A 26,899-nucleotide genomic window follows, 5' to 3' on the forward strand; every position below is an offset into this window, starting at 1 on the left:
GTCTTTTCCGGTTGGCCGTCGGGACATTTTGGCCGTTTGACGTGATGGCGGGGACAGCACGATGAGCCTTACGGAAACCTTCGGAAGGACGCTTGTCATCGCCCCGCATCCTGACGACGAAGTGCTGGGCGCCGGCGGCACGATGGCCCGGCTGGCGGCGCAGGGAAACGACGTGTTCGTGGCGGTGGTCACGGAGGGCAAGCCGCCGGTTTATGATCGCGCCTCAGTGGCTGCGGTCCAGGCCGAGGCGCACGAGGCGCACCGAATTCTTGGTGTCAGGGAAACGCGCTGGATGGGCTTTCCTGCAGCTGCCCTGTCCGAAACGCCGCATTCGGCGCTCAACGCAGCACTTTTCGAGCTTGTGCGTTCGATCGCGCCGCAAACGCTGCTCATCCCATTTCTCGGCGACATGCATGTCGATCATCAATTGATCTTCCTGTCGTCGCTGGTCGCCGCGCGGCCGCACCAGCCCGGATACCCCCCAACGATTCTCGCCTACGAGACGCTGTCGGAGACGAACTGGAACGCTCCCTATGTGACACCGGGTTTCGTTCCGAACGTTTTTGTCGACATCACCGACCATATCGATCGCAAACTTGCAGCCATGCGGGCCTTCAAGTCCCAGGTTCGCGCAGCGCCGCATGAGCGCAGCATCGAGACCTTGAACGCCCTTGCCATTTTACGCGGTGCCACCGTCCTCAAGTCGGCCGCCGAGGCCTTTGTGATGGTGCGGCACGTGATCTGATATTTTCTCAATTTTCGGTCGATCGAGGGAGCAAGCCGTGACGACGTGGCCGGTATATGACGAGGAACAAATTGCGGATGTCGTGGCAGTCTTGCGGTCCGGCAAGGTGAATGCCTGGACGGGACCCCACGTGGGCGCATTTGAGGAGACTTATGCCCGCGCGCTTGGGCGAGCCCATGCCATCGCCTTGGCAAACGGTACGCTAGCGCTGGAGTTGGCGCTTTTCGCACTCGGCCTCGAAGCCGGGGATGAAGTCATCGTCACGCCGCGAAGTTTTGTCGCTTCCGCGTCCTGCGTTTCGTTCTGCGGAGGCGTTCCCGTCTTTGCGGACGTTGACGAGAACAGCCAGAACATCAGCGCAGAAACGATCGCGCCGAAAATTACCAGCCGGACGAAAGGCATCATCGCGGTCCACCTTGCTGGATTTCCCTGCGACATGCCGGCAATCATGGCGCTTGCGCGGCATTCAGGCCTGTGGGTTATCGAAGATTGCGCGCAGGCGCATGGCGCCGAGATTGATGGCCGGCCGGTTGGAAGTTTCGGTGACATTGCCGCGTTTTCCTTCTGTCAGGACAAGATCATCACGACTGGCGGCGAGGGCGGGTTGATCGCTCTGGACGATGAGGCGTTGTGGAAGAAGGCCTGGAGCCGGAAGGACCACGGCAAGTCCTACGACGCCGCCTTCCTGCGACAGCACCCGCCCGGTTTTCGCTGGTTGCATGAAACGATCGGAACAAACTGGCGGATGACGTCGCTTTCTGCCGTTTTGGGCCTGAGGCAGCTGGAGCGGTTGGGCGGATGGCGTGCCGCAAGGACGCGCAATGCTGCGATCCTCGACGAGGTGGTCGGTCGACTTCCGGCGCTGCGTGCACCTGTTCTGCCGGATGGATTCCGCCATGCGTATTATCGATACTACGCCTTCGTTCGGCCGGAAGCATTGAAGCCGGGACATCATCGTGACGCGATCGTTGCGGCAATGAATGCTGCAGGCGTGCCCTGCTTCACGGGCAGCTGCTCGGAAGTTTACCTTGAGAAGTGCTTTTCGGATCTTGGGTTGTCGCCTGCCGAAAGACTTCCTGCTGCCCGCCGGTTGGGTGAGACCAGTATCGCGCTTCTGGTCGATCCGGCCCAGAGCGAAGAGGCGATGACACGGGCCGCCGGCGTCTTGCACGAGATCGTCAGCGAGGCGTCTTTGTCGCCTCCAGAGCAACATGCGATGATGGGAATAATGGAGGCACGGGCTTAGGCCTTGTGCTTTCGGGGTAGGGGCGAGCGCATGACATGCGGTTACCCGGCCGCACGGCGACGGACGCGTGGAGTTGGATATGAAGCGGTGCTTTGACGTCGTCTTTGCATTGTTTGCGGGCCTGTTGAGCCTGCCGATCATGCTGGTGGTGGCCGTCACTGTTGCGTTCTGGCTGGGGCGGCCAGTGCTGTTTCACCAGACCCGGGCGGGGCTCGACCGGCGCCCGTTCCGCATGATGAAGTTCAGATCGATGTCGGATGCCCGTGATGCTGACGGGAAGCTTTTGAGCGATGCTCAGCGGACGGGTCGGTTTGGCCTTTTGCTCCGCCGCACACGGCTGGACGAGTTGCCCGAGTTCTGGAACATCCTGGTCGGCGATATGAGCCTTATCGGCCCGCGGCCGATCCTGCCGGAGACGATTGCCGCACTCGGCGAGCGTGGAGCGCTACGTTGCAGCGTGCGGCCGGGTCTCACCGGTTGGGCTCAGATCAGCGGCAACGCTATCCTGTCGAACGACGAAAAGCTCGATCTCGATCTCTGGTACATCGCCAACCGGTCTGCCTGGATCGATTTCAAGATCGTCGCTGCGACCGTGTTGGTCATGCTTTTCGGCGACCGCATCAGCGAACGGCGGCTCAACGCCGCGCGGCAGGGGCCGACAGAGCCGTGAAGGCCTGTTCCGGCTGCGACGGGTCTACCGGTTCTGGAAGTGCATCGGGTGCCGATTTCGTCGAACGGCTGAACGCGACATAGGCGCAGGCGAGTGCCACCGGCAACACAAGCGGAAATGGCCAGAACCGGCTATAGGCATGCGGGACCGCATTGGCGACGAGCAGCAGCATCGAGACGTTTGCTGCAATACATCCCGCAAACGGCCGGCCTCCCTGAAGCCGTGCCACAGCCAGCGCGGGTCCGAAGGCCGAGAGCAGCATGACGAGAAGACCGATTGCAGAAATCAGTCCGCCTTCGGTCCACAAAAGCAAGTAGAGGTTGTGGACAGGCTGGTGGATGGCGCTGGCGATCCGGTATTGGTCCGCTCCGACCCCGAAGAACAGAGTGCTATCGGTCATGTTCATCGCTTCATAGATCAGCTCGACACGATGGTCGAACGTGCCGGCCTGGCCGATATCCCCGCTTTCCAGCGCACCGAGCACCCGCTTCTGAAATGCTGCCGGCAGGTAGTCACGTGCCGAGCTGCCAACGGCAAGAATGGTGCCTGCGAGGAGAGCGATGTTGATGAACAGCCGCTTCCAATTGACGCCGATAACGGCAAACACGCTGACACCGAAGACGAGTGCAATCAGGCCCGTATTCGAGCCCGTGAGCAGGATGCCGTAGATGAGCAAGGGCAGCGCGATAAAACCATAGATGCGGTTGATCCGTTTCGTCGTGATGAGCAAAAGCAGGATCGGCACCGCGAGCGCGATGACCGCCGCACACTCGTTCTCACGCTCCATCAATCCGCTGAAGCGCCCGTTTCCGCTGACGAAATTTGTGTTCGTGCGGCCGTCGATATGGATGAGATAGATACCTTGGAAACAAAGCACGAGGATCGAGAACACATAGGTTTTGGCGAGCAGAACGAGCTGGTCAAGCGTGCGGCCGCTGAACAACAGCACTACGAAGAGATAGGCGTAGAGATATTGGGTGACGACGACGATGCCGCGCATGGGGTCGGGGCCGGCAATGCTGCTTGCCAGCAGGCCCGAGACCAGAAGCGTCAGCCCCAGCCACCATAAACCGCTGCTGACGCGCCCGAACAGTTGCAGGTCGATGTTGCGGTTGAGAAGCGCAAAGCAAAAACAAAGAAGAGCAAGGAAGTCGGCGACCGTGAAATTTGTGTCGCCATATCGGAAATAGTTCATCGAGCAGAAGAAGACGGCGCCAACCAGAAGGATGAACTCGATTCGTCTGCTGAGCACATGGCCCGGCGCGTCGCGACGCATGGCGTGGCGATTGGGGGACAACCCGGCCGGGAGGGGGTGGCTGAACGTATTCATCCTATGCCGCCGCCCTTCATCGGCACGATGCAGATTGCAATTTTCCGCTTCTGCCTCGACATCAACATTCCCTCAGTCCATGCTCTATTAAATCAGATTTTGCCTCAATCCGCTTCCGTCTCGGTGGCAACTGGCCCGCAATCGCGCCCCCATCCGATGAAACCGGGATTGGCGAAGTCGCAGTCGTTTGCCTGTCGGCGTTTTCCATAGCGGAAAGGCTGTCCGTCCAGCGTCGTTACGCGGCCGCCGGCCGCGCGCAACACGGCGTCACCGGCGGCCGTATCCCATTCCATCGTGCGCCCGAAGCGCGGGTAGACATCGGCCAGCCCCTCGGCCAGCAGGCAAAACTTGAGCGAGGACCCGATCGACGTGCACTCGCTGATCGCGTTCCTTTGGAGAAAATCGGCTGTTTCGGCGTCGCTGTGCGACCGGCTGGCAACCGCTGTCAAGTTTGTCGGCCGCGGCCGGCAGCGTATTTCCGTCATCTCGGTAACGGCAAAATCGGCGGCCACATGAAACTTGGTGGCCTTGCCGCCTTCGGCAACGTAGCCGACCTGTCGGGCCGGGGCAAAGACCACGCCAGCCACCGGTTCGCCATCTCGGATCAAGGCAATGTTGACCGTGAAATCGCTTCGCCTGTTGATGAATTCCTTGGTGCCGTCGAGCGGATCGACGAGAAAGAAAAGCTGCCCTTCGATTTCGGGCACGATGCCGGCGGCGACGGCCTCTTCGGCAATCACTGGGATTTCGGGAAACGTTCGAGCCAGAATGGCGAGGATAATCTCCTCAGCGCATCGGTCCGCCTCGGTGACGGGCGAGCAGTCCGCCTTTTCGGCAACGTGGATGTCACGCGTGTAAACGTCGAGAATGGCCTTGCCAGCCTCTATCGCGGCTGCCGTGAGCGTGTCTATCATCGCTTCCCTCCGATTGCACCTTTCGCCCCTGGTCGCCGAGGCGGCTCTATTGTTCGCCAAGGTAGTCCTCGATCTCGCTTGCGAGTGTCGTGACCTCCTGGCCCACCGTATGGAGGTGGATTTCCGGTGTCTCCGGGCGCTCGTAGGGCGAACTGATGCCGGTGAAGTTGCGGATCTCGCCGGCAAGCGCCTTCTTGTAAAGGCCCTTGGGATCCCGGCGCGCGCATTCCTCGATCGGGGTGTCGACGAAGATCTCGATGAACTCGCCGGATGCAAACATTTCCCGCGCCATGCGGCGCTCCGAGCGGAACGGCGAGATGAACGAGACGAGCACGATCAGGCCCGCCTCGGTCATCAGCTTGGCGACTTCGGCCACCCGCCGGATGTTCTCCACGCGGTCTTCCTCGGTGAAGCCGAGATCGCGGTTGAGGCCGTGGCGGACGTTGTCGCCGTCGAGCAGGAACGTGTGTTTACCCTTTGAATGCAGCATCTTCTCGACGATGTTGGCGATCGTCGATTTGCCCGAGCCGGAAAAGCCGGTGAACCACAGGACACGCGGTGTTTGGTGGTTGAGGGCCGCGCGCGCGTTCTTGTTGATGTCGAGCGCCTGCCAGTGAACGTTGAGCGCACGGCGAAGCGGAAAGTCGATCATGCCGGCGCCGACCGTGGCGTTGGTGAAGCGATCGATCAGCACGAAATTGCCCGTGGCCCGGTTGGTCCTGTAGCTGTCGAAGGCTATGGGCGCCTGAGTGGAGAGGTTGCAAACGCCGATCTCGTTCATGCGAAGCGACTTTGCCGCTTCCTCGGCGAAGGTGTTGACGTCGATCTGGTGCTTGAGGCTCGTGATCGTCGCGCTGACGCTATCGACTTCGGTGCGCAGAATGTAGCTGCGCCCGGGGAGCATGGGGTCCGGATGAAGCCAGATCACGTGGGCCATGAACTGGTCGGCGACATGCGGCCGGTCCTCGGGCGGGACGAGCATGTTCCCCCGCGAAACCTCCAGTTCGTCCTCCAGCACGAGCGTGACGGACTGTCCCTCGATCGCACGCGGAAGGTTGCCATCGTAGGTGACGATTTCCTTGATCTTGGAAACCTGGCCGGATTTTGCCACCGCGACCGGATCGCCGACGGCTATGCTGCCCGATGCCACCTGGCCGGCGAAGCCGCGAAAGTCGAGGTTCGGGCGCAGGACGAGTTGAACCGGAAAGCGAAACGGCGCGTCGGCAGTCTCGTCTTCGATCGCAATCGTTTCAAGGTGCTCGAGCAACGTTGGCCCGGTGTACCAGGGCATATTGGTCGAACGGTTCGTCATGTTGTCGCCGAAGCGCGCCGAGATCGGAATGGGGGTGATGGTCTGGAAGCCGAGATTCCTGGCGAATTCCTTGTAGTCGGCAACGATGGTATCGAAAACGCGCCGATCAAAGCCGACGAGATCAATCTTGTTGACGGCGAGAAGGACGTGGCGCACCCCGAGCAGCGACGCAATGAAGGAGTGGCGGCGCGTCTGGCGAAGGATACCCTTGCGGCTATCGACAAGCACGACCGCGAGCGCCGCTGTCGATGCGGCGGTGACCATGTTTCGCGTGTATTCCTCATGTCCCGGCGCGTCCGCAACGATGAACTTGCGTCGCGACGTGGCGAAGAAGCGATAGGCGACGTCGATGGTAATGCCCTGTTCCCTTTCGGCCTCGAGGCCGTCGATCAAAAGGGCGAAGTCGATGTCGTTCTGGCTTGCATTGCGTCGCTTGGTATCGCGCTTGATCGCGGCAAGCTGGTCATCGAACAGAAGCTTGCTGTCATAAAGCAAGCGGCCGATAAGGGTTGATTTGCCGTCGTCGACAGAGCCGCAGGTCATGAAACGCAGGAGTGATTTCTTTTCCTGCTTGGCGAGGTAGTCCAGCACCGAGCTGGTAGTCGCGGGTGTGTTGAAGGCCGTCATCAGAAGTACCCCTCCCGCTTTTTCCTCTCCATCGACGCGGCTTCGTCGGCGTCGATCAGGCGGCCGTGCCGCTCCGATGTGCGTGCGGTCAGCATTTCGCGAACAATGTCCTGGAGTGTGGTCGCGCTCGATTCGACCGCCGCGGTGAGCGGATAGCAACCGAGGGTGCGAAACCGCACCATGCGCTCTTCCACCTTCTCGTCATCATGGAGCGGCATGCGGTCGTCATCGACCATGATCAGCATGCCGTCCCGTTCGACGACCGGCCGGCGTGCCGCAAAATAGAGAGGCACAATCGGAATGTTCTCCTTGAGGATGTATTGCCAGATGTCGAGCTCGGTCCAGTTCGACAGGGGAAAGACGCGAATGGTCTCCGAAGGGCCGACACGGGTGTTGTAGCTCTTCCACATCTCCGGTCGCTGGTTCTTTGGGTCCCAAGCGTGCTGGCTGTTGCGAAAGGAAAAAATACGTTCCTTCGCCCTGCTCTTTTCCTCATCCCTGCGCGCACCGCCAAAAGCGGCATCGAAGCCGTACTTGTCGAGCGCCTGGCGCAGCGCCACCGTCTTCATGACGTGCGTGTGCACGTTTGAGCCATGCGTGAACGGATTGATCTTCTGCTCGACGCCGTCGTGGTTGATGTGAACGATCAGGTCGATGCCAAGGTCGGCAGCGGTGCGGTCGCGAAATTCGATCATCTCGCGGAACTTCCACGTCGTGTCGACATGCAGGAACGGGAAGGGCGGCTTTCCCGGATAAAACGCTTTCCTTGCCAGATGCAGCATGACCGAGGAGTCCTTGCCGATCGAATAGAGCATGACCGGCTTCGAAAACGTCGCGGCAACTTCTCGGAATATGTGGATCGCTTCGGCTTCCAGTCTCTGCAAGTGCGTTAAAGACATGGGAAAATACTCCAGGTCGAAGAAATTAGTATATATTAATATGCTAGAAGTATTATCAATATGTGTATCGAGTATTTATAGCGTATAATTCAATTTTTATCATGCATTAATAAGAGGTGTATTGTGGGGCTGTAATATATTTTGTGTCTATTTAAGCATCGCATCTGCTTCCGCTGTTTGGCGAAACACCCAGAGCCGCGAAGTCAGATAGTTCCAGACGAATACGATCGGGACGCTGACAAGCTTGGCGACCGGCGCCGGTATCAGCAATGCAAGGGTCGCGACGATGATGGTCGATATCAGCAGGCCGGTAACCGTCGCGACGACGAATTTGACGGCTTGGACATGGCTGTGGGCGGCGCGGAAGGTCCAGGCGCGATTGAGCATGTAGCTCACCGCAATCCCGCAGGAGTAGGACACCAGGTTCGACGGCAGCGGCGGTAGCCCGACATAGTAGAGCGTGTTGAACAGTGACATGTCGAGCAATGTCGTCAGGGCCCCGACGGCTGCGAAACGGGCAAGCGTTTCGCCGGCGCGCGACCGGGCGCTAATATCTTTTGTTGTCGGCCGCGACATCGTCCCGCCTCCACTCCGGCATCGTGGCCGCCGGTCGCCGGTGTCGGTCGTCGTTGAGCGATGCTTCGATGATGGGTGCGGGACGTCGCTTTGACTGCATGAAAATTCGGCCCACATATTCGCCCATGATACCGAGAAAGATCGCATTCAGCGTGATGGAAAGCAGGAGCAGCATCGTCGTCGTCGCAAAACCGGCCGGCCAGTCCTGCCCGAACAGAAGCTTGCCGACGAGGTAGCCGAGAAGAAGCAGGAGCGTGGCCGTTCCCATCACAAGGCTCGCCATCGAAGCGAGCCGCAGCGGGGTCAAGGAATGGTTGAGAATACCATCCACGGCGAGCGACAACATCGCCCGGAAAGGAAACTTGCTTTCGCCGGCGACCCGCGCCTGGCGGTCGTATTCGAACCCGACCTGCGAGAACCCCATGGCGCTTATCAGCCCGCGCAGGTAGGGCGAGGTATCGTCGACCTTGCGCAACTCGTCGAGAATGCACCGGTCGACGAGCCGGAACTCGCCGGCATTGAGCGGCAGGTCGTCTTCGCTGAGCGCGTTGATACACCAATAGAAAGCGCGCCGGATGCGTGTCGTCACCCACCCATCCTTGAGCGTGCGTCGAATGCCGTAGACAACCTGGTGGCCCTGAAGCCAGAGGTCGACCATGCCGGGAATGAGATGGGGAGGGTCCTGCAGGTCGCAGTCGATCTGAACGGAGCAGTCGCCCGTTGCAGTCTTGTAGGCGACGAGCAGCGAGCGCTGATAGCCGATGTTGCGGCTGAAGCGGATGACCCGAACGGTTGGGTCTTCGCGGGCGATCTCAGTCAGAATATCGAAGGTCTTGTCCGTCGAGTGATTGTCCGTGAAGATGATTTCACGGTCGTACCCGGGAAGGCTCCGGAACATGTCCACGACGGCCTCATGCGTCCGCCGAACATTGGCCTCTTCGTTGTAGGCCGGGACCAGGATCGAGATTTTCGGTCTTTTCTTCATCTCGTCTTCCCACTCTCAGACGGTTTTGCCCGACGCGCGACCGTCGCTTGAGGCAGGCGGAAGGACCGCCCGGTGCCATGCTATGGTGCGGGCAAGCCCCTCGGTCAGCGGCACGCGCGCGCTCCAGCCGAACAAATCCTTGACGCGTGCCGGCGAAGCGCGGAAATCCGGGATGCCTCCGGTCGAGGTCGCTGCTCCAAATTCGATAAGCTCAGGATCGGCTCCGGTATGCTCGACAATCAGTTTGGCGACCTCCCGCATCGACGGGGCGATGCCGGTCGCGATGTTGACGAGCCGTGTTGTGGTTGGAGCATCGGCGACCCGAAACAGCGCCTCCACCACGTCGTCGACGTAAAGCAGATCGCGGCGGTCGCTTGGATGGTGGATCATGCAGCGCTGGCCGGCAAGGCAGCGCTCGATCAAGTTCGGGATCATGAATTGCGTCGATTGCCTTGGGCCGAAGACGAGCGCCAGCCGCGCCGTGATCACGGGGAAGGGCAGTCGGGATTGCAAGCCACCGATGACATGCGTCGCGGCTGTGAGTTCGGCGCCATACGCATTGACCGGTATTTCGCGACTGTCTTCCTCGTAGGGCGCCTGCGCCACGCCGTACTCGGCAAGGGAACCGGTTCTGATGATCTTTCGCGGCGGGTGGCGTGCAGCACTTGCTGCGCCGAGCAAACCGAGCAGCGCGTTCAGATGTTCTCTGATGCCGGCCTTCGCATCGTTCAGTTCCGCTTCCTCCCGTCGCCTTGGCCTGGCGGCGAGATGAAAAACGATCTCCGGCGACACGTCTGCGAGGCAGCGCCTCATGGCGTCTTCGGATTGGAGGTCGAAGTTGTGTCGGATGAACGCACCATCATCGGCGTCGAGCCGGCTGTCTTCGGTGCCGGGCCGCACCACGACATGGACTTCGTGCCCGGCGTCAACGCCGGCACGTGTCATATGCGAACCAATGAAGCCAGCGGCACCGGTTATCAATATTCTCGACATGCGCCTGTTCTCATTTCCGCTTGACCGTTTGGATCCACCCCGTATGTCGGTGCGCTCCCCGGCTCGGGCGATCGGGGAGACGCGTTGGCCGTCCTTAGAAGAAGGAGGCCGGTTGCTGTTCATGCCGCTTGCCGGCGCCTGATTTTGCAAACCGAAGTGCAAAATCTCGGAACGACTGATGGATATGATCCAGGTGTGCCGGTGTCAGGCCGTGGTGGCAAGCAAGCAGAATGCCGCCCCGCATCACGTCGTCGGCGATCGGGTAGCCGCGCGGATCGACCTTGCAAGCGACGCCATTCATGGCCGGCTGGCGCAGGATATTGCCGGTAAATACCGGGCGGGTCTGGATATCGCGTTGCTCCAGGAAAATCTGCATCTCGCGCCGGGTGAAGGGAGCGTCGGCGCGCACGGTCAGAGGGAACGCGAGCCATCCGGTACGCGAGAAGGGCAGCTGCCGCGGCAGCACAAACCAGTCGTCGTATTCCTGGAAGAAGGCCATCTGCTTGGCGAAGTTGCGCTCGCGCGCATCGATGTTCTGTTGCAGCCGATCCAACTGCACGAGCCCGAACGCTGCGCCCATCTCGGACGGTTCAATGTTGAACCCCAGAACTTCGAAAACGAATTTCGCGTCGTAGTCGAAGCCATCGAGATCGATGTTGAAGCGGTTTTCGATGGTTTCCGATTCAACGAAAAGCGAGGACGTGCGACCCCAGGAGCGATAAAGCATCGCCTGGCGCGCCAGCTCATCGTCGTTGACGCAGACCATGCCGCCATTTCCAGCGGCGGTGATGACATGCGAGCCGTAGAAGCTGGTCGTGCTGATGTCGGAACGCGTGCCCGTGCTCTTGTCGCGGATGGTAGCCCCCAGCGTATCGGCACTGTCTTCGATCACCAGCAGCTTATGGGCGTCGGCGATCGCGCGAATGCGATCCCAGTCCGGCAGGTTGCCGATCAGGGACGGGATCATCACAGCCTTCGTCTTCTTGGTGATCATGCGCTCGATGGCGTCACTATCGATGTTGTAGGTGCCCTCAACGACATCGACGAAGGCGGGCAAAAGTCCGGCACGCACGATCGGCGCCACCGTCGTTGCAAAGGTCAATGCGGGGGTGATGACTTCCGAGCCCTTGGGAAGGTCGGCGATCTCGATGGCGAGATGGTTCGCCGACGAGCCGGAGTTCACCATGATGCCGTGCCGTTTCGCAAAGAGCTCGGCAACACGTTCCTGCATCGCCCTGACGGCTTTGCCCATCTGTGTCGATGACCGCAAGACTGCCATGACGGCATCGATCTCTTCCTGGCCGTAAACGGACTGCCCGTAATTAACTCGCATCTTTCCAATCTCCGATGGTGCGCAATGGCATTGGTCTTGCGTCGGGTTCTGCTGCCTGTTTCCAGGCGGCGGCGTACTGCTCCAGTTGAAGCTCTGAAAAAGACCGGATGTTCTTGGGGTCCTTGCGGAAGGCCCTGTACCAGGCGACCGTCGCGGCCACGGCGTCCTGCACATGAAACACCGGCTTCCAGCCAAGTTCGGTGCGCGCCTTGGTGCTGTCGAGCCGCAGGATGGTCGACTCCTGCGGTGCGTTCACCTGCGGTTCGACAATGTATTGCGGTGGCGCCTCGCCCCAATGGCTGACGACCATGTCGGCAAGCGTCCCGACATTCACGGTCGCTTCCTGGTCCGGGCCGAAGTTCCAACCGCCCGCAAAGCGCGTCCTGCCTTTCAGCAGGTGCGCCGCGAGCATCATGTAACCGCGAAGCGGCTCGAAGACGTGCTGCCACGGCCGGATGCTTGCCGGATTGCGCAAGCGCGCGGGGGTACCGCTTTCGACCGAACGCACAAGGTCGGGAACAAGCCGGTCGGCGCCCCAGTCGCCACCACCGATAACGTTGCCAGCGCGCACGCTGACCAGCTGTGGCCCGTTCGGATCGTCGAAGAACGAGGAACGATAGGCTGCGGCAACCAGCTCTGTGCATCCCTTCGACGAGCTGTAGGGGTCGCGCCCGCCCATCGGGTCGTTCTCGCGATAGCCCCAGACCCATTCGCGGTTTTCGTAGCACTTGTCGCTGGTGACGACGACGACGCCCTTCAGCGACTTCATCCGCCGCGCCGCGTCGAGCACGATCGCGGTGCCGACCACATTGGTGGCGTAGGTGTCGACGGGGTTCTCGAACGATGCGCGAACGACCGCTTGCGCAGCCATATGGATGACGAGATCGAAATTCTGGCCTTCGATTGCCTGCGCAACGTCTGCGGCGATCCTGATGTCACCATTATGGCCGTCGATGATATCGCCAAGTGCCGTCGCCAGGAAGAAAGACGGGGTGGACGGCGGCAGGGATAACCCGACCACCGAAGCGCCCAGCCGCCTCAGCCAGAGCGCAAGCCACCCTCCCTTGAAGCCGGTGTGTCCCGTGATCAGAATTCTCTGTCCACGGAACGCCTCGGCAAGGTCCGCCTCGCTTGTGATCCAAGCCATGTCCTACATCCGTACGTGGTGGGTGGAGGGCGCAGCCGGCGTTGCAGCGATGTGGTCGCGTTCAAAGTGCAGCCATGGCGGATCTTCGCTCTCGCACAGGCCGTTCAGGTAGTCACGGTCGCGCACCGTATCCATGGGATGCCAGAAGCCATGGTGTTTGTACGCGAAAAGTTGACCGTCCCTGGCCAGATTGGTCAGCGGCGACATTTCAAGCGGTTCGGAAAGACTCGGAATGTAGTCGAGCACGCCCGGTTCGAAGACGAAGAAGCCGCCGTTGATCCAGGTTTCCTTTTTCTGGACCTTCTCGGTGAATTCGACGACCTGGTCGCCCTCGATCTCGAGGTTGCCGAAGCGCGCCGGGGGCTGAACAGCCGTGACTGTCGCAAGACGGCCGTGCGAGCGATGGAACGCGAGCAGTGCCTCTATGTCGATGTTTCCGACACCGTCCGAGTAGGTCACCATGAACGGTTCGTTGTCGAGCCATTCGCGCAGGCGCAAGAGCCTGCCCCCGGTCATCGTCGACAGGCCGGTATCCACCACCGAGACATTCCAGTCGAGCGGGTGGTTGGGATGCAGAACCATCGAGCCGCTTCCGAGCGCGACGGTGAAATCCGCCGTCGATAGGTGGAAGTTATGGAAAAAGCTCTTGATGGACATGCACTTGTAGCCGCCGGCCACGACGAAGTCGCGATGGCCCCAGTGGCTGTAAATGTCCATGACGTGGAGAATGATGGGCTTGCCACCAATCTCGACCATCGGCTTGGGTATACGCGTGGTTTCCTCGGCAAGGCGTGAGCCAAGCCCTCCCGCAAAGAGAACGACTTTCATAGCGGTCTCCAAGAATATGTATTTGGGATACTGTTGACGTCTTAGGTTTTATTCATGAGCAATCGCGATCCAATGCGCGATGAGGTCGTTTTCAATAACTGATAAAAATGCACGCCAATAAATGCTCGCGCTTAACTGCGCGCCACGGAATATATCTGGATTAGCCCCAGGGTTTCCGTTATGTTAAGTAACCAATATAAAAGAAATACCTTATATTAGGCTTGGCCGCAAGCTCTTTTAAGTGTCAGGTTTATCCTTGCACGCTTGTCCGGATTTTCCCACCTGACGGTGCCGCCGGGGCGCATCACGACCCCGCATGATGATCAGAAGCCGAGTGCGACCGACATCGCTCTCCTCGCTTTCTGAATTTTATACTTCGTCGATTGTTTGTTCGGAGTTTTTATATGACATATTCAGCAAGCGTTTCTACAGAGGAAAAGATTGCGGTTCGGGGAAGATCGGTAGACATTTTCTACTATATCGCGACCGCTCTGTTATTTCTGTTTGTGTTTTACTTTCTGTTCCTCCGCATCATGAACTTCGAGATGCGAAGAGACGAGCAGCTTTATGTGCCTCCGATCCGGTTGCTAAACGACCATGCGCTTTACAGCGACTTTTTCTACAACCACCCGCCAGGTTCGGCATGGTACTTCTACGGCATCGGCAAGCTGGTCGAGCCGAGCCATCTGCTCCTGAGTGGCCGCGTCGGCGTGTTCCTCGCCTGGATCCTTTTTGCTGCGGTGGTCGCCGGCGTCGTTCACGCGTTGACACGCTCGGCATGGGCGACGGTTTGCGTGGTGATCGTTTCCCTGGTGAACGAGCTCTTCCTGACGCAGACGGGGGTCAGCGCCACCAACAACTTTCTGCCTTGGCCATTTGCCTTCCTCGGGCTCAGTCTTTTCCTGTTCGCGTTGCGCAACGAAAGGCACCGTGCAGCGCTTGTGGCGCTCGCCGGCTTCTTCCTGGCACTTGCCGTGAGCTTCAAGTTGAGCGCCGTCGCGTTTATTCCGGCCGTCGCTGTTGCTGCGTTCCTTTTGCCGCGATCGCTGAATCTGAAAGATCGGATCGTCCAGGTCGCGGGGCCGCTGCTGATCGGTGGCCTGGTTGGGGGCGCGCCGATCCTCGTTTATCTTGTCCGTGCCCCTGAGCTCTTCATCGCGCATGTGGTTCGCTACCATACAGGTCCGCATCCGCAGTACTGGCGGCTGATGAGTGGTGACGGGGAGGGGGGCGCAATGTCACTCGCCCAGAAGCTCGCACTCGCCCAGGAGATATGGTTTGCGCCGGCTGTCGCCGTCACGCTTGCAGCGCTTCTGGCTGTCGCCTTCATCGTTTTCGCACGACGCACTGAAACAAGGCGCACTGAAACAGGGCATGCTGAAGATGAAGTGGCCGAACCGCGGGTCCGTATGGGCGAGATTCTGGTGCTGGCGGGCGTGTTGCTTTGCAGCGTCGCCCTGAGCTTTGTGCCGACACCCGGCTTTCCGCAATATTTCGCGCCGCCACTCGTCTGCATCCCTCTGGCCTTGGGGCTCTTGCTCGAGGCACTCGGGCCTGGGGCGCTGCCCATGGCGCGCCCCATCCTGCTGGCGGCGACACTTGTGGTGCTCGCCGTCAACGCCCCCCGCCTCGGCCAATACATCGGCAAGGCGGCGCATCCGCAACAATGGACGGCCATGCGCGTACACGGGCAGGGCCTGACCATTGCGGAGCGGATGCAAGAAGCCGGCGTCAGCGGCAAAGTGGCGACGCTTTCGCCCATCTATCCGCTGGAAGGCGGGCTTGACGTCTATCCCGAACTTGCGACGGGGCCCTTCGCCTATCGCACCGCCGCCATGACCAGTCCCGACTTGGCGAAGTATTACAAGATGACATCGCCGACGACGATCGAAGCGCTGTTCGACAAGGATCCGCCGGCGGCACTTTTGCTTGGCTTCGAAGAGGAACTGGAAAAACCGATGCGCGCCTATGCGGAGAGCCATGGCTATGTGCAATCCGCTGACCTCGGCTTCAAGGATCGGTATGGAACGCCGATCCTGTATCTGAAGCCCGGCACGCCCTGACCCGCATGTGGCCGCCTGTAGGCGGCCCCACGCCTCCAGCGTTTATCAAGTCGACATGCGCGCCGTCGGGGATAGGGCTGCAACCGTCCTTGGCGGCGCAATGACGTTGTCCCATTGCTGGAGGACGGTGGTCGGCGCATAGCGCGCGGCGACCGTGCGTGCGCCCGCGGATCCGATCTTCTGCCGGAGTGCCGCATCATTCGCCAGAAGGTTCATGGCTTCGGCCAGTTGCTCGACATTCTCCGCGGGCAACAGCATGCCGACATCGGGCGTATCGATGATGTCCGACGGCCCCCAGGGGCAATCGAAGGCGATGCTTGCGAGACCTGCCGACATTGCCTCGAGCAGCACGTTGGGAAAGCCCTCGAAGCGGGAACTGAGAACGAAGATATCGCCAGCATCGATCCATTCGACCGGTGATTTCGTCGTGCCGGGCAAGCGAATGCGATCCTGCAAGCCGAGGTGGCGAACCTTTTCTTCGAGCACGCCCCGTTCCGGGCCTTCGCCGAAGATGGTGAGCGTTGTCGCCGGGTTTCGCCTGGCGACATCAGCAAAAGCGTCGATCAGCAGGTCAAACCCTTTCTGTTTATCCAGGCGCCCGACGGCAAGTACCCGCACGCCCCCGCTCTGTGCGCGGACGCCGCCGCGTTGAAGCGTGACAGGGTTCGGGATGATGACCGCTTTGCCTTGCAGCTCCGGTGGCAGCGACTTGGCCGCGGCTTTCGTCTGCATCACCAGCCGATCCGCCATGCGGGCGGCCAGCGGACGCGATAGCCGCCACACCCAGTTCATGGTCTGGGTGTTGAAGTTGTTTCGCTCGGAGAGGATCACCCTGAGGCCGAGGCCGCGCGTGGCCATGACGACCATGATGTTGACCTTCGTCAGGAACGAGATGACCAGATCGGGTGACAATGCGCGCAGCCGCGTGCGCAGCCGCAAGACACGCTCAGCGGTTCTAAGCGCGCGCAAAGACGTGCCGCCGCCGAGTGCTTCGACGCTGATTGCCTTCTCATAGGCAAAGTAGCTGGATGGGCTGGTTGCATTGACGGCAAGGACATGAACCTCGTCGCCGCGCGCGCAGCGATGGTGCGCGAGGATGTTGACGACCTTTTCCGCGCCGCCTGCCTCAAGCCCCGAAAGCACGAATACAATCCGCAAGGGCGGCTCCTGTCTCAATTGCGCCGAGCGCACGATCTCGCTGCCCGTGCCTTGGCCCAACCGCCTGTCGTCAATGTGCCGGAGCGCTGTGTCGTGTGCGCGCGGCTCACGAGACAGCGCTCATCCAGCCATGGGTCAGGGCGAAATGGACAATTTGTGCCCGCGTGTGGAGCTGCAGCTTCTCCGTCGCGCGGGCCTTGTACGTTTCGATGGACTTGACGCTCACATTTGTGCGCGCCCCGATCTCTTTGTTGGAGTAACCGAGTGCGACGAGGCGCAGGACGTCTTGCTCTCGGCGTGTAAGTCCGGGCACGCCCGCCGCCCGCATGGCACGTGATCCGACGCCTGGAGCCGCGCGGGTCAGCTCCTGGGCCGTCGGCGGATCCAGATACAACCCGCCGAGCGTGACTGAACGCACGGCAAGCAGCAGATGTTCCGGTGCGGAGCATTTCTGGATAAAGCCTTTGACGCCGATTTGAAGCGCCTGCTGCGCATAGGTTCGTTCCTGGTAGAGCGTCATGACCACGACATAGGTCGAAAGCTTCTGCTTGAGAATTTCCTCGGCCAGCGACAGACCGCTCATATCGGGAAGGGAAATGTCGATGACCGATACGTCCGGGCTCGTTTCCCTGATCAGGGCGAGCGCATCTGCGCCTGTTGCAGCAGCGCCGACGCAGACGATATCGTTTGTCGCTGCGATGGTTGCGCGGGCGCCGACGATGACGAGCGGATGGTCGTCGACGATGACTGTGCGTATCGGCGTCGTCATGATGCACACCTGCCCGGACGCGTCCCTGCCGGGGCGAGTAGGCGGCGTCCTACGGCAAGCGAAGCTTGGCCGGAAACGCAGCCGCTGACCGTCGTGCACCGGAAATGCGGTGTCGTTGATCGCCAAGTGATGTGATCTGCTATTCTTCGGGTTCCACGCATATCAAAAGGCCCGCGGAAGAAGTGCTTGTGATTGGATTGTCTTAAGTCGAGAAATGCAATTCTTGATTGTATATTTTACGAAATCGAAAGAATGTCTCTGAAAGTTTGAATGCTATCACATGCTTGCCATTGGTCAACGCGCCGATATCAGGGACTTTGAACTGTCGCGCGCATTGGATTGGGCCTCGCTTTCATTGCCATTCGCGCGATAACCTTTTCCGCTCAGCATTCCCGTTCCCCGCGTTCTGCGAAGCGGCGCCGGGTCAAAAATTCCTCAGAAAGTTGGAGTATCGTCTTTCGATCTTGTGCAATGTGTATTCGCTTTCGATACGATCACGGGCGAGGTGGGCGTAGCGGGCATATTCCTTTGGCGAAAGGTCAAGCACCTTTCGCATGGCGTCGGCGAAGGCTTCCGGGTCGCGGGCAGGCACGACAAATCCGGCGTTGCCGGCGACCTCAGCTGCGTCCCCGACGTCAGTGGCCACCACCATCTTCGCGTAACTCATCGCCTCGGCGACGACGTTGGGGAAGCCTTCCGTTCTCGACGATAGCGCGAGGATGTCAATGTTGCGGTAGAAATCCTCCATGTCCGCCACCTCGCCCCTGAGCTCGATGGCTTCATTCGGCAGACCTGAATCCGAGATCAGCCGGACGACTTCCGGATTGTCCCAGGCCAGTCCCCGCCCGGCCGCAAGGAAACGCGTGTCCGGGTGCGTCCGCAAGACGGAGGCTGCGGCCCGAAAAAAGGTGGCGTGATCTTTCTGCGGGTGGAAGCGCGCAACGATACCGATCCGGCGCGGCGGCGCCTCGTGGCCGCCGGCAACGGCTGGAATTTCGAAGCCGTTGGGAATGACCACCGAATTCAGGTCGCGGTAGCCATAGGCGCGATGCATTTCGCGCGCTCGGGACGAGTTGTAGATGATGCCGGATGCAGAACCGGACAACACTTTGGCAGCGGCAATCGCGAGGTGAGAGCTTCTCGACAGCGAACCGACGTCATCCAGTGACTGGCGAACGTTCCAGATGACCGGCGTCGCACAGCGCGCGAGCTTGGCTGCGACCGTTCCGACCACCATTGCATGGTACATCCAGCACAGCATGGCGCTCGGTTTTTCCTGGCGGATGATCTGGGAGAGCCTCATCGTGCCTTGAACGATCGCCGGCAACGAGCGCGCGCCGAGTGCCACGTACTCGACGCGTGGATTGTCCGCAAGATTCCGGTTTCGCGCCGACACGTCCAGCAGCGACACGACCAGAACGCGTTCGTCCGGTGAAGCCTTGAGCAGGCGCGCAAGCATTGTTTCAGCTCCGGCGCTTGCGCTGAAATTGGTGATCAAGTGCAAAATCATACCATGGATCCGAAGTTGCGCCGCAGCCTGGGCCTTCCTCCGCATTCTCTCGACTGGTCCGCAGCGTCACACCCGGTGTGTTTCACTGCTCCTGCCACGAGCATTAAGCCCCGTCGCGCGGTCTGCACGCCAGGATATCAATTCTCCATTGCCTCTGTCTTGGAAGGCACATCGGACGCTATCATTTCTAAAATGTGTTCGTTCTCTAAATATGCTATCGAGGGCAGGACCCTAGAAAAGCAGTGGTTTCACGATACAACGACTAACACTGTCATGCAATTATTCTCTTGCAGTATAGGCCACGTCTGAAATAGCATCCCTCCATATCATACTTGAAATACTTTAATATCGCCCGCACGGGTTATTTCTTCCCTTGGTTGTGCTCTGGCGCACTTTTGTATTTGAGAAAGATAATGCGTTTTGTTCTGGTTGGTGCCGTAGAAGGTTCCCGAGTGGCTCTTGATGCCCTTCTGTCGAAAGGGATGTTGCCCTCACTGGTCATCACATTGCCACCTGAGGCTGCGGACCGGCATTCGGATTTTGCCGATTTGACGACGCCGGCACGTGCGGCCGGGAGCGCGGTCTTCCACACGACCAACGTGAATGCGGACGAAACGCTGGAGGCGATGCGGGCGATCGCGCCGGACCTCGTCCTGGTTCTCGGCTGGTCCCAGATCTGCCGCCACGCATTTCGCGCCATCCCCCGTCTCGGGGTTATCGGCTTTCATCCGTCGGCGCTTCCGCGGCTGCGAGGTCGTGGGGTTATTCCTTGGACGATCCTCCTCGACGAGAAAACCACGGGTTCGTCGCTCTTCTGGATCGACGAAGGCACGGATTCCGGCCCTATCATCCTGCAGAGGCTTTTCCCGCTTGCGCCGGACGAGACGGCCGCCAGTCTTTACGAGAAGCATGTGCGCAATCTGGCGGAAATGGTTCCGCAAGCCGTCGCACTGGCGACGGCGGGAGAGGCGCCTCGGGTCGAGCAGGATCACAATCTGGCAAGCTACTGCGCAAAGCGCGTGATGGAGGATGGCCTGATTGATTGGCAGCGTCCGGCGGCGGAAAACCTGCGCCTGATCCGTGCGGTCGGGGAGCCCTATCCAGGCGCCTTCGGCCGCCAGGACGGAAGGCTCGTTCATATCGACGCGGCGCGCAGCTTTGCCGACTCCTTTCGCTATATAGGCCTTCCCGGGCAGGTGCAGGCGCATACGCCGGACGGGTTTACCGTCATGTGCGGCGACCGCGAATGCATTGAAGTCACCGCCTGGCGCACGGCGGACGGCCGACGCCCCGCTGTGCATAGTAAATTGGGAACGTAAGACAGCCGGAACTGGATGTTCGGATTGCCGCGCGCCTGGTTTGGTACACACGAATGAAGATCTTGGCTCCTCGTTTTTTAGGAGAATGCGTGCATGGCACAAAGGTCGCTCAATATCCTCGTCTCTTCCGCCGGCAGGCGTGTCGGCCTGATTGAGTGTTTTCGCGGGGCAGCGCGAGCGCTTGAGATCGACCTCAAGGTTTTTGCCTGCGACCTCGATCCGGATTTGAGTGCAGCTTGCGCCGTCGCCGACAGGGCCTTCACCGCGCCGCCCTACGATCACCCGGAATTTGCATCGCGCCTTGCCGGATTTGCGCGCGAGCATGACATCAGGCTCATCGTTCCGACGATCGACCCGGAACTGTTGCCGCTCGCAGCCGCGGTCGATGACTTCGCCCACGCCGGATGTCACGTGCATGTCAGCGCCCCAACGGTCATTGATGTCGTCCGCGACAAGCTCCAGACGATGCGCGTCCTGGAGGCTGCGGCCGTTCCCGTCCCTCGAACCGGAATGCTGGAAGAGGTTCGCGACGAACTGGCGCACTGGCACTGGCCACTCTTCCTGAAGCCTAATGCCGGAAGCGCCAGCCGGTTGATCAGCGTCGTGCGCTCGCAAGCGGATTTGCCCGACAGTACCTCTGAGCCAATGATCCTGCAGCAATACCTCGACGGTCCGGAGCATACGGTCAATGCTTTCGTCGATGCCGGTGGCAAGCTCGTCTCGGTGATCTCGCATCGACGTCTGCGTATACGGGCAGGGGAGGTTGAAAAAGGCGTCACCGAACGCCATCCCCTCCATCGCGCCATGGCGGAGGGCATCGTGCGGGCGTTGCCGGCTTTGCGCGGGGTATTCTGTTTTCAGGTGATCGATGATCGAAAGACGGGTCCGCGCGTGATCGAAATCAATGCCCGCTTCGGTGGGGGGTATCCGCTGGTGGACCACGCCGGAGCGACGTTTGCACGCTTTCTGCTTGAGGAAGTGGCGGGATTGCCGAGCACGGCGCACGACAACTGGCGCGAGGGTGTGTTGATGTTGCGTTACGACGCCGCGGTCTTCAGGGGGTAGCGGACATGTCCGCAAACGAGCGGGTGCTTGTCTTTGACTTGGACGACACGCTGTATCTGGAGCGCGATTTTGTCGCGAGCGGTTTTAAGGCGGTCGATGCCTGGCTGGCCAGCCATGTCGGCGCCGAAGGATTCGAGGGATATTGCCAGGCCGCGGCCGCCACTGGACACAGTGGGCGCGTCTTCGACATGGCGCTGGCCGCCATGGGCCTTGATGCCGACGACGCGTTGGTCTCGCAACTCGTGGCCGTTTACCGTGGGCACGAGCCAGGCATTGCGCTTGCAGGTGATGCACGTCGCTACCTGGACCGCCCGCGCATCGGTCGACGTGCGATCATCACCGACGGGCCCGCCGCGACACAGCAGGCCAAGGTGCGAGCACTGGGGCTTGAAGCCCTTACTGACCTCGTGATCTACACCGATCTTTGGGGACGCGACTTCTGGAAGCCGCACACGAGGGCTTACGAAACGGTCGAGACGTGGGCGGCGGTCAGTCCTGACCATCTCGTCTACATCGCCGACAACCCGATGAAGGATTTTGTCACGCCGCGCCGTCGCGGATGGCGAACCGTGATGGTCGCTCGCAAGGAGCGAATTCATCATGTGACAGCGCCAGACGGCGCACACGAGGCGGAAACGCGGATCAGCGATCTCGACGCGTTGGAGGACGCATTGCGGGCGCTCGCCTTTGGCGAAGCATTCTCCCGATGAAGTTTGGCAAGCCAGCCTGCTGAGGGATGTCAGGAGCGGATGGGGTGGGCGGCCGCGGAGCGCGCATGTAAATCCGCGGCCGCCTCAATCTTATGCGAAAGTGAAGTCTGCGGCGCTGAAGTTGGCTGCCGACAGCGTTCCGTTCGGATCGTCGACGACGATGTTGAAGGCGTGGCCAGCCGAATCCTGGGCCTTCAGGATCACGTCGCCGCTCGGGTCGTCATACGCAAACACCGTGCCGGGGCCACCAGTGTTGGCATAGCGGGTGATGCCGAGCTTCTCCAGAACGATACGATCGAGGCCATCCTGGAAGTCCATGATCGTGTCCTGGCCGACCAGCGCACCTGCGCCCTTGAGCACAAAGCGGTCGGCGTCGGCGCCACCCCAGAGGAAATCGGAACCACTCTCGCCGATGAGCGTGTCCCTGCCGGCATCGCCGCGGATCGTGTCGTTGCCGTTGCCGCCGTAGAACAGATCATCGCCATCGCCGCCATTCAGCGTGTCGTTGCCGTCTTCGCCGCTGATGCTGTCGTTGCCGCCGTCGCCATAGACGAGATCGTCGCCAGCGCCGACGCTGATCCGGTCGACACCTGCGCCGCCATGGGCTTCATCGCGGCCACTCTCGGAATCGAGGATGTCGTTGCCGTCACCGCCGTCGAGATAGTTGTCGCCGTCGCCGCCATCGACCCGGTCATCGCCGATACCGCCGTAGACGTGGTCGTTGCCGGACTGGCCCTTCAGGGCGTCATTGCCGCCTTCGCCGTAGATGTAGTCATCGCCGGCACCGCCACCAACGGCCTGTGTCGTCACCTTGCCGGTTGCCGGGTTGATGCGGTTGACGAAACCGTCATCGCCGTCGCCGGCGTAGATGATGTCATTGCCGGCTCCGCCATCGATGTACTCTTCGCCAGCGCCGCCATAGAAGGTGTCGTTGCCGGCGCCGCCGAGCATGGTGTCGTGACCATCGCCGCCTTCGAGAGTGTCGTCGCCGTCCTCGCCGTCGAAAATGTCGTTGCCAAGGCCGCCGATGAAGCGGTCGTTACCGAGTCCGCCGTCGAAGGAATCGTTGCCGGCGCCGCCTTCAGCATAGTCGTCACCCGGGCCAGCCTTGAAGAAGTCGTTGCCGTCGCCACCGTACATCCGGTCGTTGCCATCTCCTCCGTCGAGATAGTCATCACCGGCATAGCCCCAAAGGCTATCGTCGCCGCCATATCCGTAAATCGTGTCAGCTACGTTCGTTCCATAAAGCGTGTCAGCTACGGGTCTTCCCTTAACGATCATGTTTCCATCCTTTATTAGTGGGGCAGAATACGCGCCGTTGCTTTTACCGACCGCCTTGCAAGAACAGCAAGCGACCGGAGCGTGTGAAAACTGTGACCTGTCGCGTTATATGGTGGGGGCATAAAATAGCATCTATAAGCAACCGCTACAACAGATGTATAGTATCTACTCAACCTCCGGCACGTTGACATCAGGCAAGACTTCCATCGATACGGCCCCACTCAAAATCTTAGAACCGGTGTCGTTAAAGCATGGCAGATAAGAGAATCAGAGACGGTAATCTACGTTCTGCGTTTCGGCGCAGCATGATCGACCTCGGCTTGTTTTCGACGGTCGTCAACGTTCTGGCGCTCACGTCGCCGCTGTTTTTGATCCAAGTTTATGATCGAGTTTTGCCGTCATCGAGCCTCGAGACGCTCGTTTATTTGACGATCATCGCCTTCCTCGCCTTCGCGTTTCTCGGATTGATTGATGTGATTCGCGCGATTTATGCGGTTCGAATGGCCGCCAAGCTCGACTATGAGCTTGGACCTGCCGCGTTTTCGAGCGTGCTCAAGGCATCCGGCCGGGAGCCCGGAGACATACAGCCGCTGCGTGATCTTGCGACCATCAGGGGCTTCGTCGCGTCGCGCGGCACGCCGGTTCTCTTCGACTTGCCCTTCTCGCCCCTGTTTGCGGCCCTCCTCTACCTGCTGCATCCGCTCCTGTTCGTGATGACCACAATCGGTGCGATCGCCATCATCTCGTTGGTCTTCCTCAATCAGTACATGAACAAGCGGGCAGCGCAGTTTGCCCAGGAGCGCATCACCAGCGCCAATCTGACGGCGCAGATGTTCAGTCGCAGCGCCGAGACGGTGCGTGCCATGGGCATGACGGCGAATGTCGGCGAAGTCTGGGGACGTCAGTTTGCCGCGGCGACGGCTGCGTCTGACGGCAACCTTGTCGTCAACGCCGTCTTTGGTGGCGTGTCGCGATCGGTCAGGATGATCCTGCAGATGGCGATACTGGCCGTCGGGGCCACCCTTGTCCTCAAAGGGCAGATGACCGCCGGCATGATCTTCGCATCCTCGATCATGTCCGGTCGTGCGCTGCAGCCGCTTGATCAGCTGGTGGGCATCTGGAAGCAGGCGATGGAGGCACGTGCTGCTTGGTCACGGTTCGAAAAGGTGATCGAGGCAGAGAACGTCGACAGCCGCAAGCTTCGCCTCCCGGATCCGGTTGGCCATCTTGCCGTGCGCGACCTCCTTTACGTGTCACCGGATGCCGGAACCGATCCGGAGCCAATCCTGAAACGGCTGAATTTCACCATTGCCGCGGGCGAAAGCGTTGCCGTCGTTGGGCCGAGCCGGGCGGGGAAGTCCACGCTCGCACGCCTCCTGACCGGCGCAGTGGCGCCGACGGCGGGGTCTATCAGCATCGACGGAGCGGATCTGAGAACCTGGGATCCCGAGCAACTGGGCCAACTGGTTGGTTATCTCGCGCAGGACGTTCAACTGCTGCCTGGAACGATCGCTGCCAACATCTCCCGCTTTGAGCCGGACGCCGCCGATGACAAGGTCGTCGCCGCCGCGCGTTCCGCCCATGCCAACGACCTCATCCTGTCGCAGCCCAAGGGCTACCAGACGGTGATCGGACCGGGCTCCAGCAACCTCTCTGGCGGCGAGCGCCAGCGTGTCGGGCTTGCACGCGCCTTCTACGGAGCGCCGCGCCTTCTGGTGCTCGATGAACCGAATGCAAATCTCGACAGTGAAGGGGAGGCGGCACTCGGACGGGCGTTGGTGGAGGCCAAGAGACGCGGTGTGACAGTCGTCATTGTCACCCATCGGATGTCGATTGCGACCACCTGTGACAGGATCCTGGTGATGAAGGGCGGACGGATTGAGGACTTTGGCCCGACGGACGAGGTGACGCGTCGCGCCCAATCCGAACGCGCAGAGAGGATCGCCAGGGCCTCCGCCAATCGGCCGCAGGGCGTTACGGTCGCCAACATCTCGACCTTCGTGCCGGGCAGAACCGGTGATCGTCCATGAGCGTGGTCAACGCCCGGCGCTCGTGGAGAGAGACGATCGTGACCGACACCGGGTCGGTCGCGCGGTTTGGCTATGGCGCGCTTTTCCTCATTCTTGCCGGGTTCGGCTATTGGGCGGCGACAGCCCCGCTATCAGGGGCGGCGGTCGCCGCCGGCACGATTACGGCTACCGGCCGGAACGTTCTTGTCCAGCACCTTGAAGGCGGCATCGTCAGCGAGATTGCGGTTCGCGAAGGCGATGCCGTCAAGAGGGGGCAAACACTTGTCGTGCTCGACGACACCGTCGCACGCACCCAACTCAACCGGCTCGCAAAACAATGGGTTGCGCTGAAGGCGCGGGAGGCGCGCCTCGCCGCAGAGCGCGATGGAAGGCGGGAGCTAACGATCGCCATCGGCAATGCACCCGCAACCATGTCTGCTGCAAGCCGCGACCTGACCGAAGAGCAGGTCAAGGAATTTGAGAGCCGGCTTGCCCGCTTCACGTCGGAAACCGTCATCCTCCAGCAAAGGGTGGAGAGCCTGAACGATGGGCTTGAGGGCCTTTCGGCGCAAAAGGTTGCCGTCGAGAAGCAAACCCAGATTGTGCGCAGCGAGGCGGAACGGAAGTTCAACCTTCTCGAAAAGGGGCTGACGAACCGCACCGAATACACCCAGCTTCTAAGGGTCGAGGCGGATCTGCTTGGACAGGTCGGCATGCTGCAGGCTGAGGCGTCGTCGAGCCGAACGCAGGTTGCCGAGGCGCGAGAACAGATCGAGCGGCTGAAGACGCAGCGAGTCGAGCAGGCAGTGACCGCCATGAACGAGGTGAAAACCGGGCTCGCTGATATCGAGGAGCAGGTATCGGCGGCACGCCGGGTACTCGAGCGGACGACCGTCACGGCACCGGTGGACGGCGTCGTCGTCGCTTCGGTCTACAACGCCGTCGGCAGCGTGGTCGGTCCGGGAGAGAAGATCATGGAAATCCTGCCGACCGGCGATCTCGTCGTCGATGCGCGTATCCATCCGCAGGATATCGACGTTGTCCACGTCGGTCAGCCGGCCAGGGTGCGTCTTTCCGCCTTGAACGCCAGCCTCACGCCTGAGGTCTCGGCAACGGTTGCCCATGTTTCGGCCGATCGGCTGAGCGACCCGGCGACCCGCGAACCCTATTACAGAGCGGTGCTACGCCTCGACATGCCTTTGCCGGCGGGCTTGCGCATGGACCAGTTGCATCCGGGTATGCCGATCGACGCGTTCATCGAGATCGGCGACCGGACATTCCTTGAGTATCTGGTCAAGCCGATCGCGGATTCATATCGGCGTGCCTTCGCCGGAGAATGATCGGCATAAGCCGCCAGCAAAGGCGGGACTCGAGGAACGCCTGCCGCCTCCTCTTCTCTGAGCGACGGTA

23 protein-coding genes are annotated in these 26,899 nt (G+C 60.7%); 9 read left to right on the top strand and 14 right to left on the bottom strand.

The genetic code is table 11. From position 1 onward, the window contains the following. Positions 1-61 precede the first annotated feature (61 nt). From VGO04_RS27990 to VGO04_RS28000, 3 genes are all read left to right on the top strand, one after another. Positions 62-745: a PIG-L deacetylase family protein gene (locus VGO04_RS27990; RefSeq protein ID WP_327499238.1), complete on the top strand. Its 684-nt coding sequence runs from the start codon at positions 62-64 to the stop codon at positions 743-745. A gap of 37 nt (positions 746-782) precedes the next feature. Beyond that, a complete protein-coding gene (locus VGO04_RS27995) occupies positions 783-1,991 on the top strand; it encodes a DegT/DnrJ/EryC1/StrS aminotransferase family protein (protein ID WP_327499239.1) in 1,209 nt (402 codons plus the stop codon). Between the two features lie 79 nt (positions 1,992-2,070). Next, complete coding sequence (locus tag VGO04_RS28000) at positions 2,071-2,661, top strand: sugar transferase (protein ID WP_327499241.1); 591 nt, start codon at positions 2,071-2,073, stop codon at positions 2,659-2,661. Here the strand turns inward: VGO04_RS28000 and VGO04_RS28005 are convergent. The 10 genes from VGO04_RS28005 to rfbF form a co-directional block, all read right to left on the bottom strand. Further along, entirely contained in the window at positions 2,627-3,991 is a 1,365-nt protein-coding gene (locus VGO04_RS28005) for an O-antigen ligase family protein (protein ID WP_327499242.1), read from the bottom strand. The genes VGO04_RS28000 and VGO04_RS28005 overlap by 35 nt on opposite strands. Before the next feature lie 104 nt (positions 3,992-4,095). Beyond that, the gene (cysQ, locus tag VGO04_RS28010; protein ID WP_327499243.1) at positions 4,096-4,905 is read right to left on the bottom strand and encodes a 3'(2'),5'-bisphosphate nucleotidase CysQ; all 810 of its coding nucleotides are present in this window, start codon (positions 4,903-4,905) and stop codon (positions 4,096-4,098) included. Positions 4,906-4,951: 46 nt separating this feature from the next. Continuing rightward, positions 4,952-6,844 (bottom strand): sulfate adenylyltransferase subunit CysN, encoded by a 1,893-nt coding sequence (gene cysN / locus VGO04_RS28015; RefSeq protein ID WP_327499244.1) that lies wholly within the window; start codon positions 6,842-6,844, stop codon positions 4,952-4,954. Then, the gene (gene cysD / locus VGO04_RS28020) at positions 6,844-7,743 is read right to left on the bottom strand and encodes a sulfate adenylyltransferase subunit CysD (protein ID WP_327499245.1); all 900 of its coding nucleotides are present in this window, start codon (positions 7,741-7,743) and stop codon (positions 6,844-6,846) included. The genes cysN and cysD overlap by 1 nt, the downstream gene beginning before the upstream one ends. Positions 7,744-7,890: 147 nt before the next feature. Beyond that, complete coding sequence (locus tag VGO04_RS28025; RefSeq protein WP_327499246.1) at positions 7,891-8,319, bottom strand: GtrA family protein; 429 nt, start codon at positions 8,317-8,319, stop codon at positions 7,891-7,893. Further along, the gene (locus VGO04_RS28030; protein ID WP_327499247.1) at positions 8,291-9,304 is read right to left on the bottom strand and encodes a glycosyltransferase family 2 protein; all 1,014 of its coding nucleotides are present in this window, start codon (positions 9,302-9,304) and stop codon (positions 8,291-8,293) included. The genes VGO04_RS28025 and VGO04_RS28030 overlap by 29 nt, the downstream gene beginning before the upstream one ends. A gap of 15 nt (positions 9,305-9,319) precedes the next feature. Beyond that, a complete protein-coding gene (locus tag VGO04_RS28035; RefSeq protein WP_327499248.1) occupies positions 9,320-10,297 on the bottom strand; it encodes an NAD(P)-dependent oxidoreductase in 978 nt (325 codons plus the stop codon). A 94-nt stretch (positions 10,298-10,391) separates the two neighbouring features. Beyond that, a complete protein-coding gene (locus VGO04_RS28040) occupies positions 10,392-11,630 on the bottom strand; it encodes a DegT/DnrJ/EryC1/StrS family aminotransferase (RefSeq protein ID WP_327499249.1) in 1,239 nt (412 codons plus the stop codon). Continuing rightward, on the bottom strand, positions 11,620-12,777 hold the full coding sequence (rfbG, locus tag VGO04_RS28045) for a CDP-glucose 4,6-dehydratase (protein WP_327499250.1): 1,158 nt from the start codon (positions 12,775-12,777) through the stop codon (positions 11,620-11,622). Before rfbG ends, VGO04_RS28040 begins: the two co-directional genes overlap by 11 nt. Before the next feature lie 3 nt (positions 12,778-12,780). Then, a complete protein-coding gene (rfbF, locus tag VGO04_RS28050; RefSeq protein WP_327499251.1) occupies positions 12,781-13,605 on the bottom strand; it encodes a glucose-1-phosphate cytidylyltransferase in 825 nt (274 codons plus the stop codon). A gap of 404 nt (positions 13,606-14,009) precedes the next feature. Here rfbF and VGO04_RS28055 point away from each other — a divergent pair, with 404 nt between their 5' ends. After that, positions 14,010-15,668 (top strand): glycosyltransferase family 39 protein, encoded by a 1,659-nt coding sequence (locus VGO04_RS28055; RefSeq protein WP_327499252.1) that lies wholly within the window; start codon positions 14,010-14,012, stop codon positions 15,666-15,668. 45 nt (positions 15,669-15,713) lie between these two features. Here VGO04_RS28055 and VGO04_RS28060 read toward each other — a convergent pair whose 3' ends face one another. The 3 genes from VGO04_RS28060 to VGO04_RS28070 all read right to left on the bottom strand — a co-directional run bounded on the left by VGO04_RS28060 (position 15,714) and on the right by VGO04_RS28070 (position 19,105). Then, complete coding sequence (locus VGO04_RS28060) at positions 15,714-16,826, bottom strand: glycosyltransferase family 4 protein (protein ID WP_327499253.1); 1,113 nt, start codon at positions 16,824-16,826, stop codon at positions 15,714-15,716. 106 nt (positions 16,827-16,932) lie between these two features. Beyond that, complete coding sequence (locus VGO04_RS28065) at positions 16,933-17,721, bottom strand: response regulator transcription factor (protein ID WP_327499254.1); 789 nt, start codon at positions 17,719-17,721, stop codon at positions 16,933-16,935. A 298-nt stretch (positions 17,722-18,019) separates the two neighbouring features. Further along, the gene (locus VGO04_RS28070; protein WP_327499255.1) at positions 18,020-19,105 is read right to left on the bottom strand and encodes a glycosyltransferase; all 1,086 of its coding nucleotides are present in this window, start codon (positions 19,103-19,105) and stop codon (positions 18,020-18,022) included. Between the two features lie 413 nt (positions 19,106-19,518). Between VGO04_RS28070 and VGO04_RS28075 the strand changes: the two genes are divergently transcribed. The 3 genes from VGO04_RS28075 to VGO04_RS28085 all read left to right on the top strand — a co-directional run bounded on the left by VGO04_RS28075 (position 19,519) and on the right by VGO04_RS28085 (position 22,199). Continuing rightward, positions 19,519-20,424, top strand: coding sequence for a formyltransferase family protein (locus VGO04_RS28075; protein WP_327499463.1), 906 nt, complete (start codon positions 19,519-19,521; stop codon positions 20,422-20,424). Between the two features lie 93 nt (positions 20,425-20,517). Continuing rightward, complete coding sequence (locus tag VGO04_RS28080) at positions 20,518-21,489, top strand: ATP-grasp domain-containing protein (protein WP_327499256.1); 972 nt, start codon at positions 20,518-20,520, stop codon at positions 21,487-21,489. A gap of 5 nt (positions 21,490-21,494) precedes the next feature. Then, positions 21,495-22,199, top strand: coding sequence for an HAD family hydrolase (locus VGO04_RS28085; RefSeq protein WP_327499257.1), 705 nt, complete (start codon positions 21,495-21,497; stop codon positions 22,197-22,199). A gap of 90 nt (positions 22,200-22,289) precedes the next feature. Here the strand turns inward: VGO04_RS28085 and VGO04_RS28090 are convergent, their stop codons facing one another. After that, complete coding sequence (locus VGO04_RS28090; RefSeq protein ID WP_327499258.1) at positions 22,290-23,480, bottom strand: calcium-binding protein; 1,191 nt, start codon at positions 23,478-23,480, stop codon at positions 22,290-22,292. Positions 23,481-23,731: 251 nt separating this feature from the next. Between VGO04_RS28090 and VGO04_RS28095 the strand changes: the two genes are divergently transcribed. Together VGO04_RS28095 and VGO04_RS28100 are read left to right on the top strand one after the other, a co-directional pair. Then, positions 23,732-25,510: a type I secretion system permease/ATPase gene (locus VGO04_RS28095; protein WP_327499259.1), complete on the top strand. Its 1,779-nt coding sequence runs from the start codon at positions 23,732-23,734 to the stop codon at positions 25,508-25,510. Beyond that, complete coding sequence (locus VGO04_RS28100; protein WP_327499260.1) at positions 25,507-26,829, top strand: HlyD family type I secretion periplasmic adaptor subunit; 1,323 nt, start codon at positions 25,507-25,509, stop codon at positions 26,827-26,829. Before VGO04_RS28095 ends, VGO04_RS28100 begins: the two co-directional genes overlap by 4 nt. Positions 26,830-26,899: the final 70 nt, after the last annotated feature.

Origin of the sequence: Ensifer sp. (assembly GCF_035999185.1) — a bacterium.
Lineage (GTDB): Bacteria > Pseudomonadota > Alphaproteobacteria > Rhizobiales > Rhizobiaceae > Ensifer.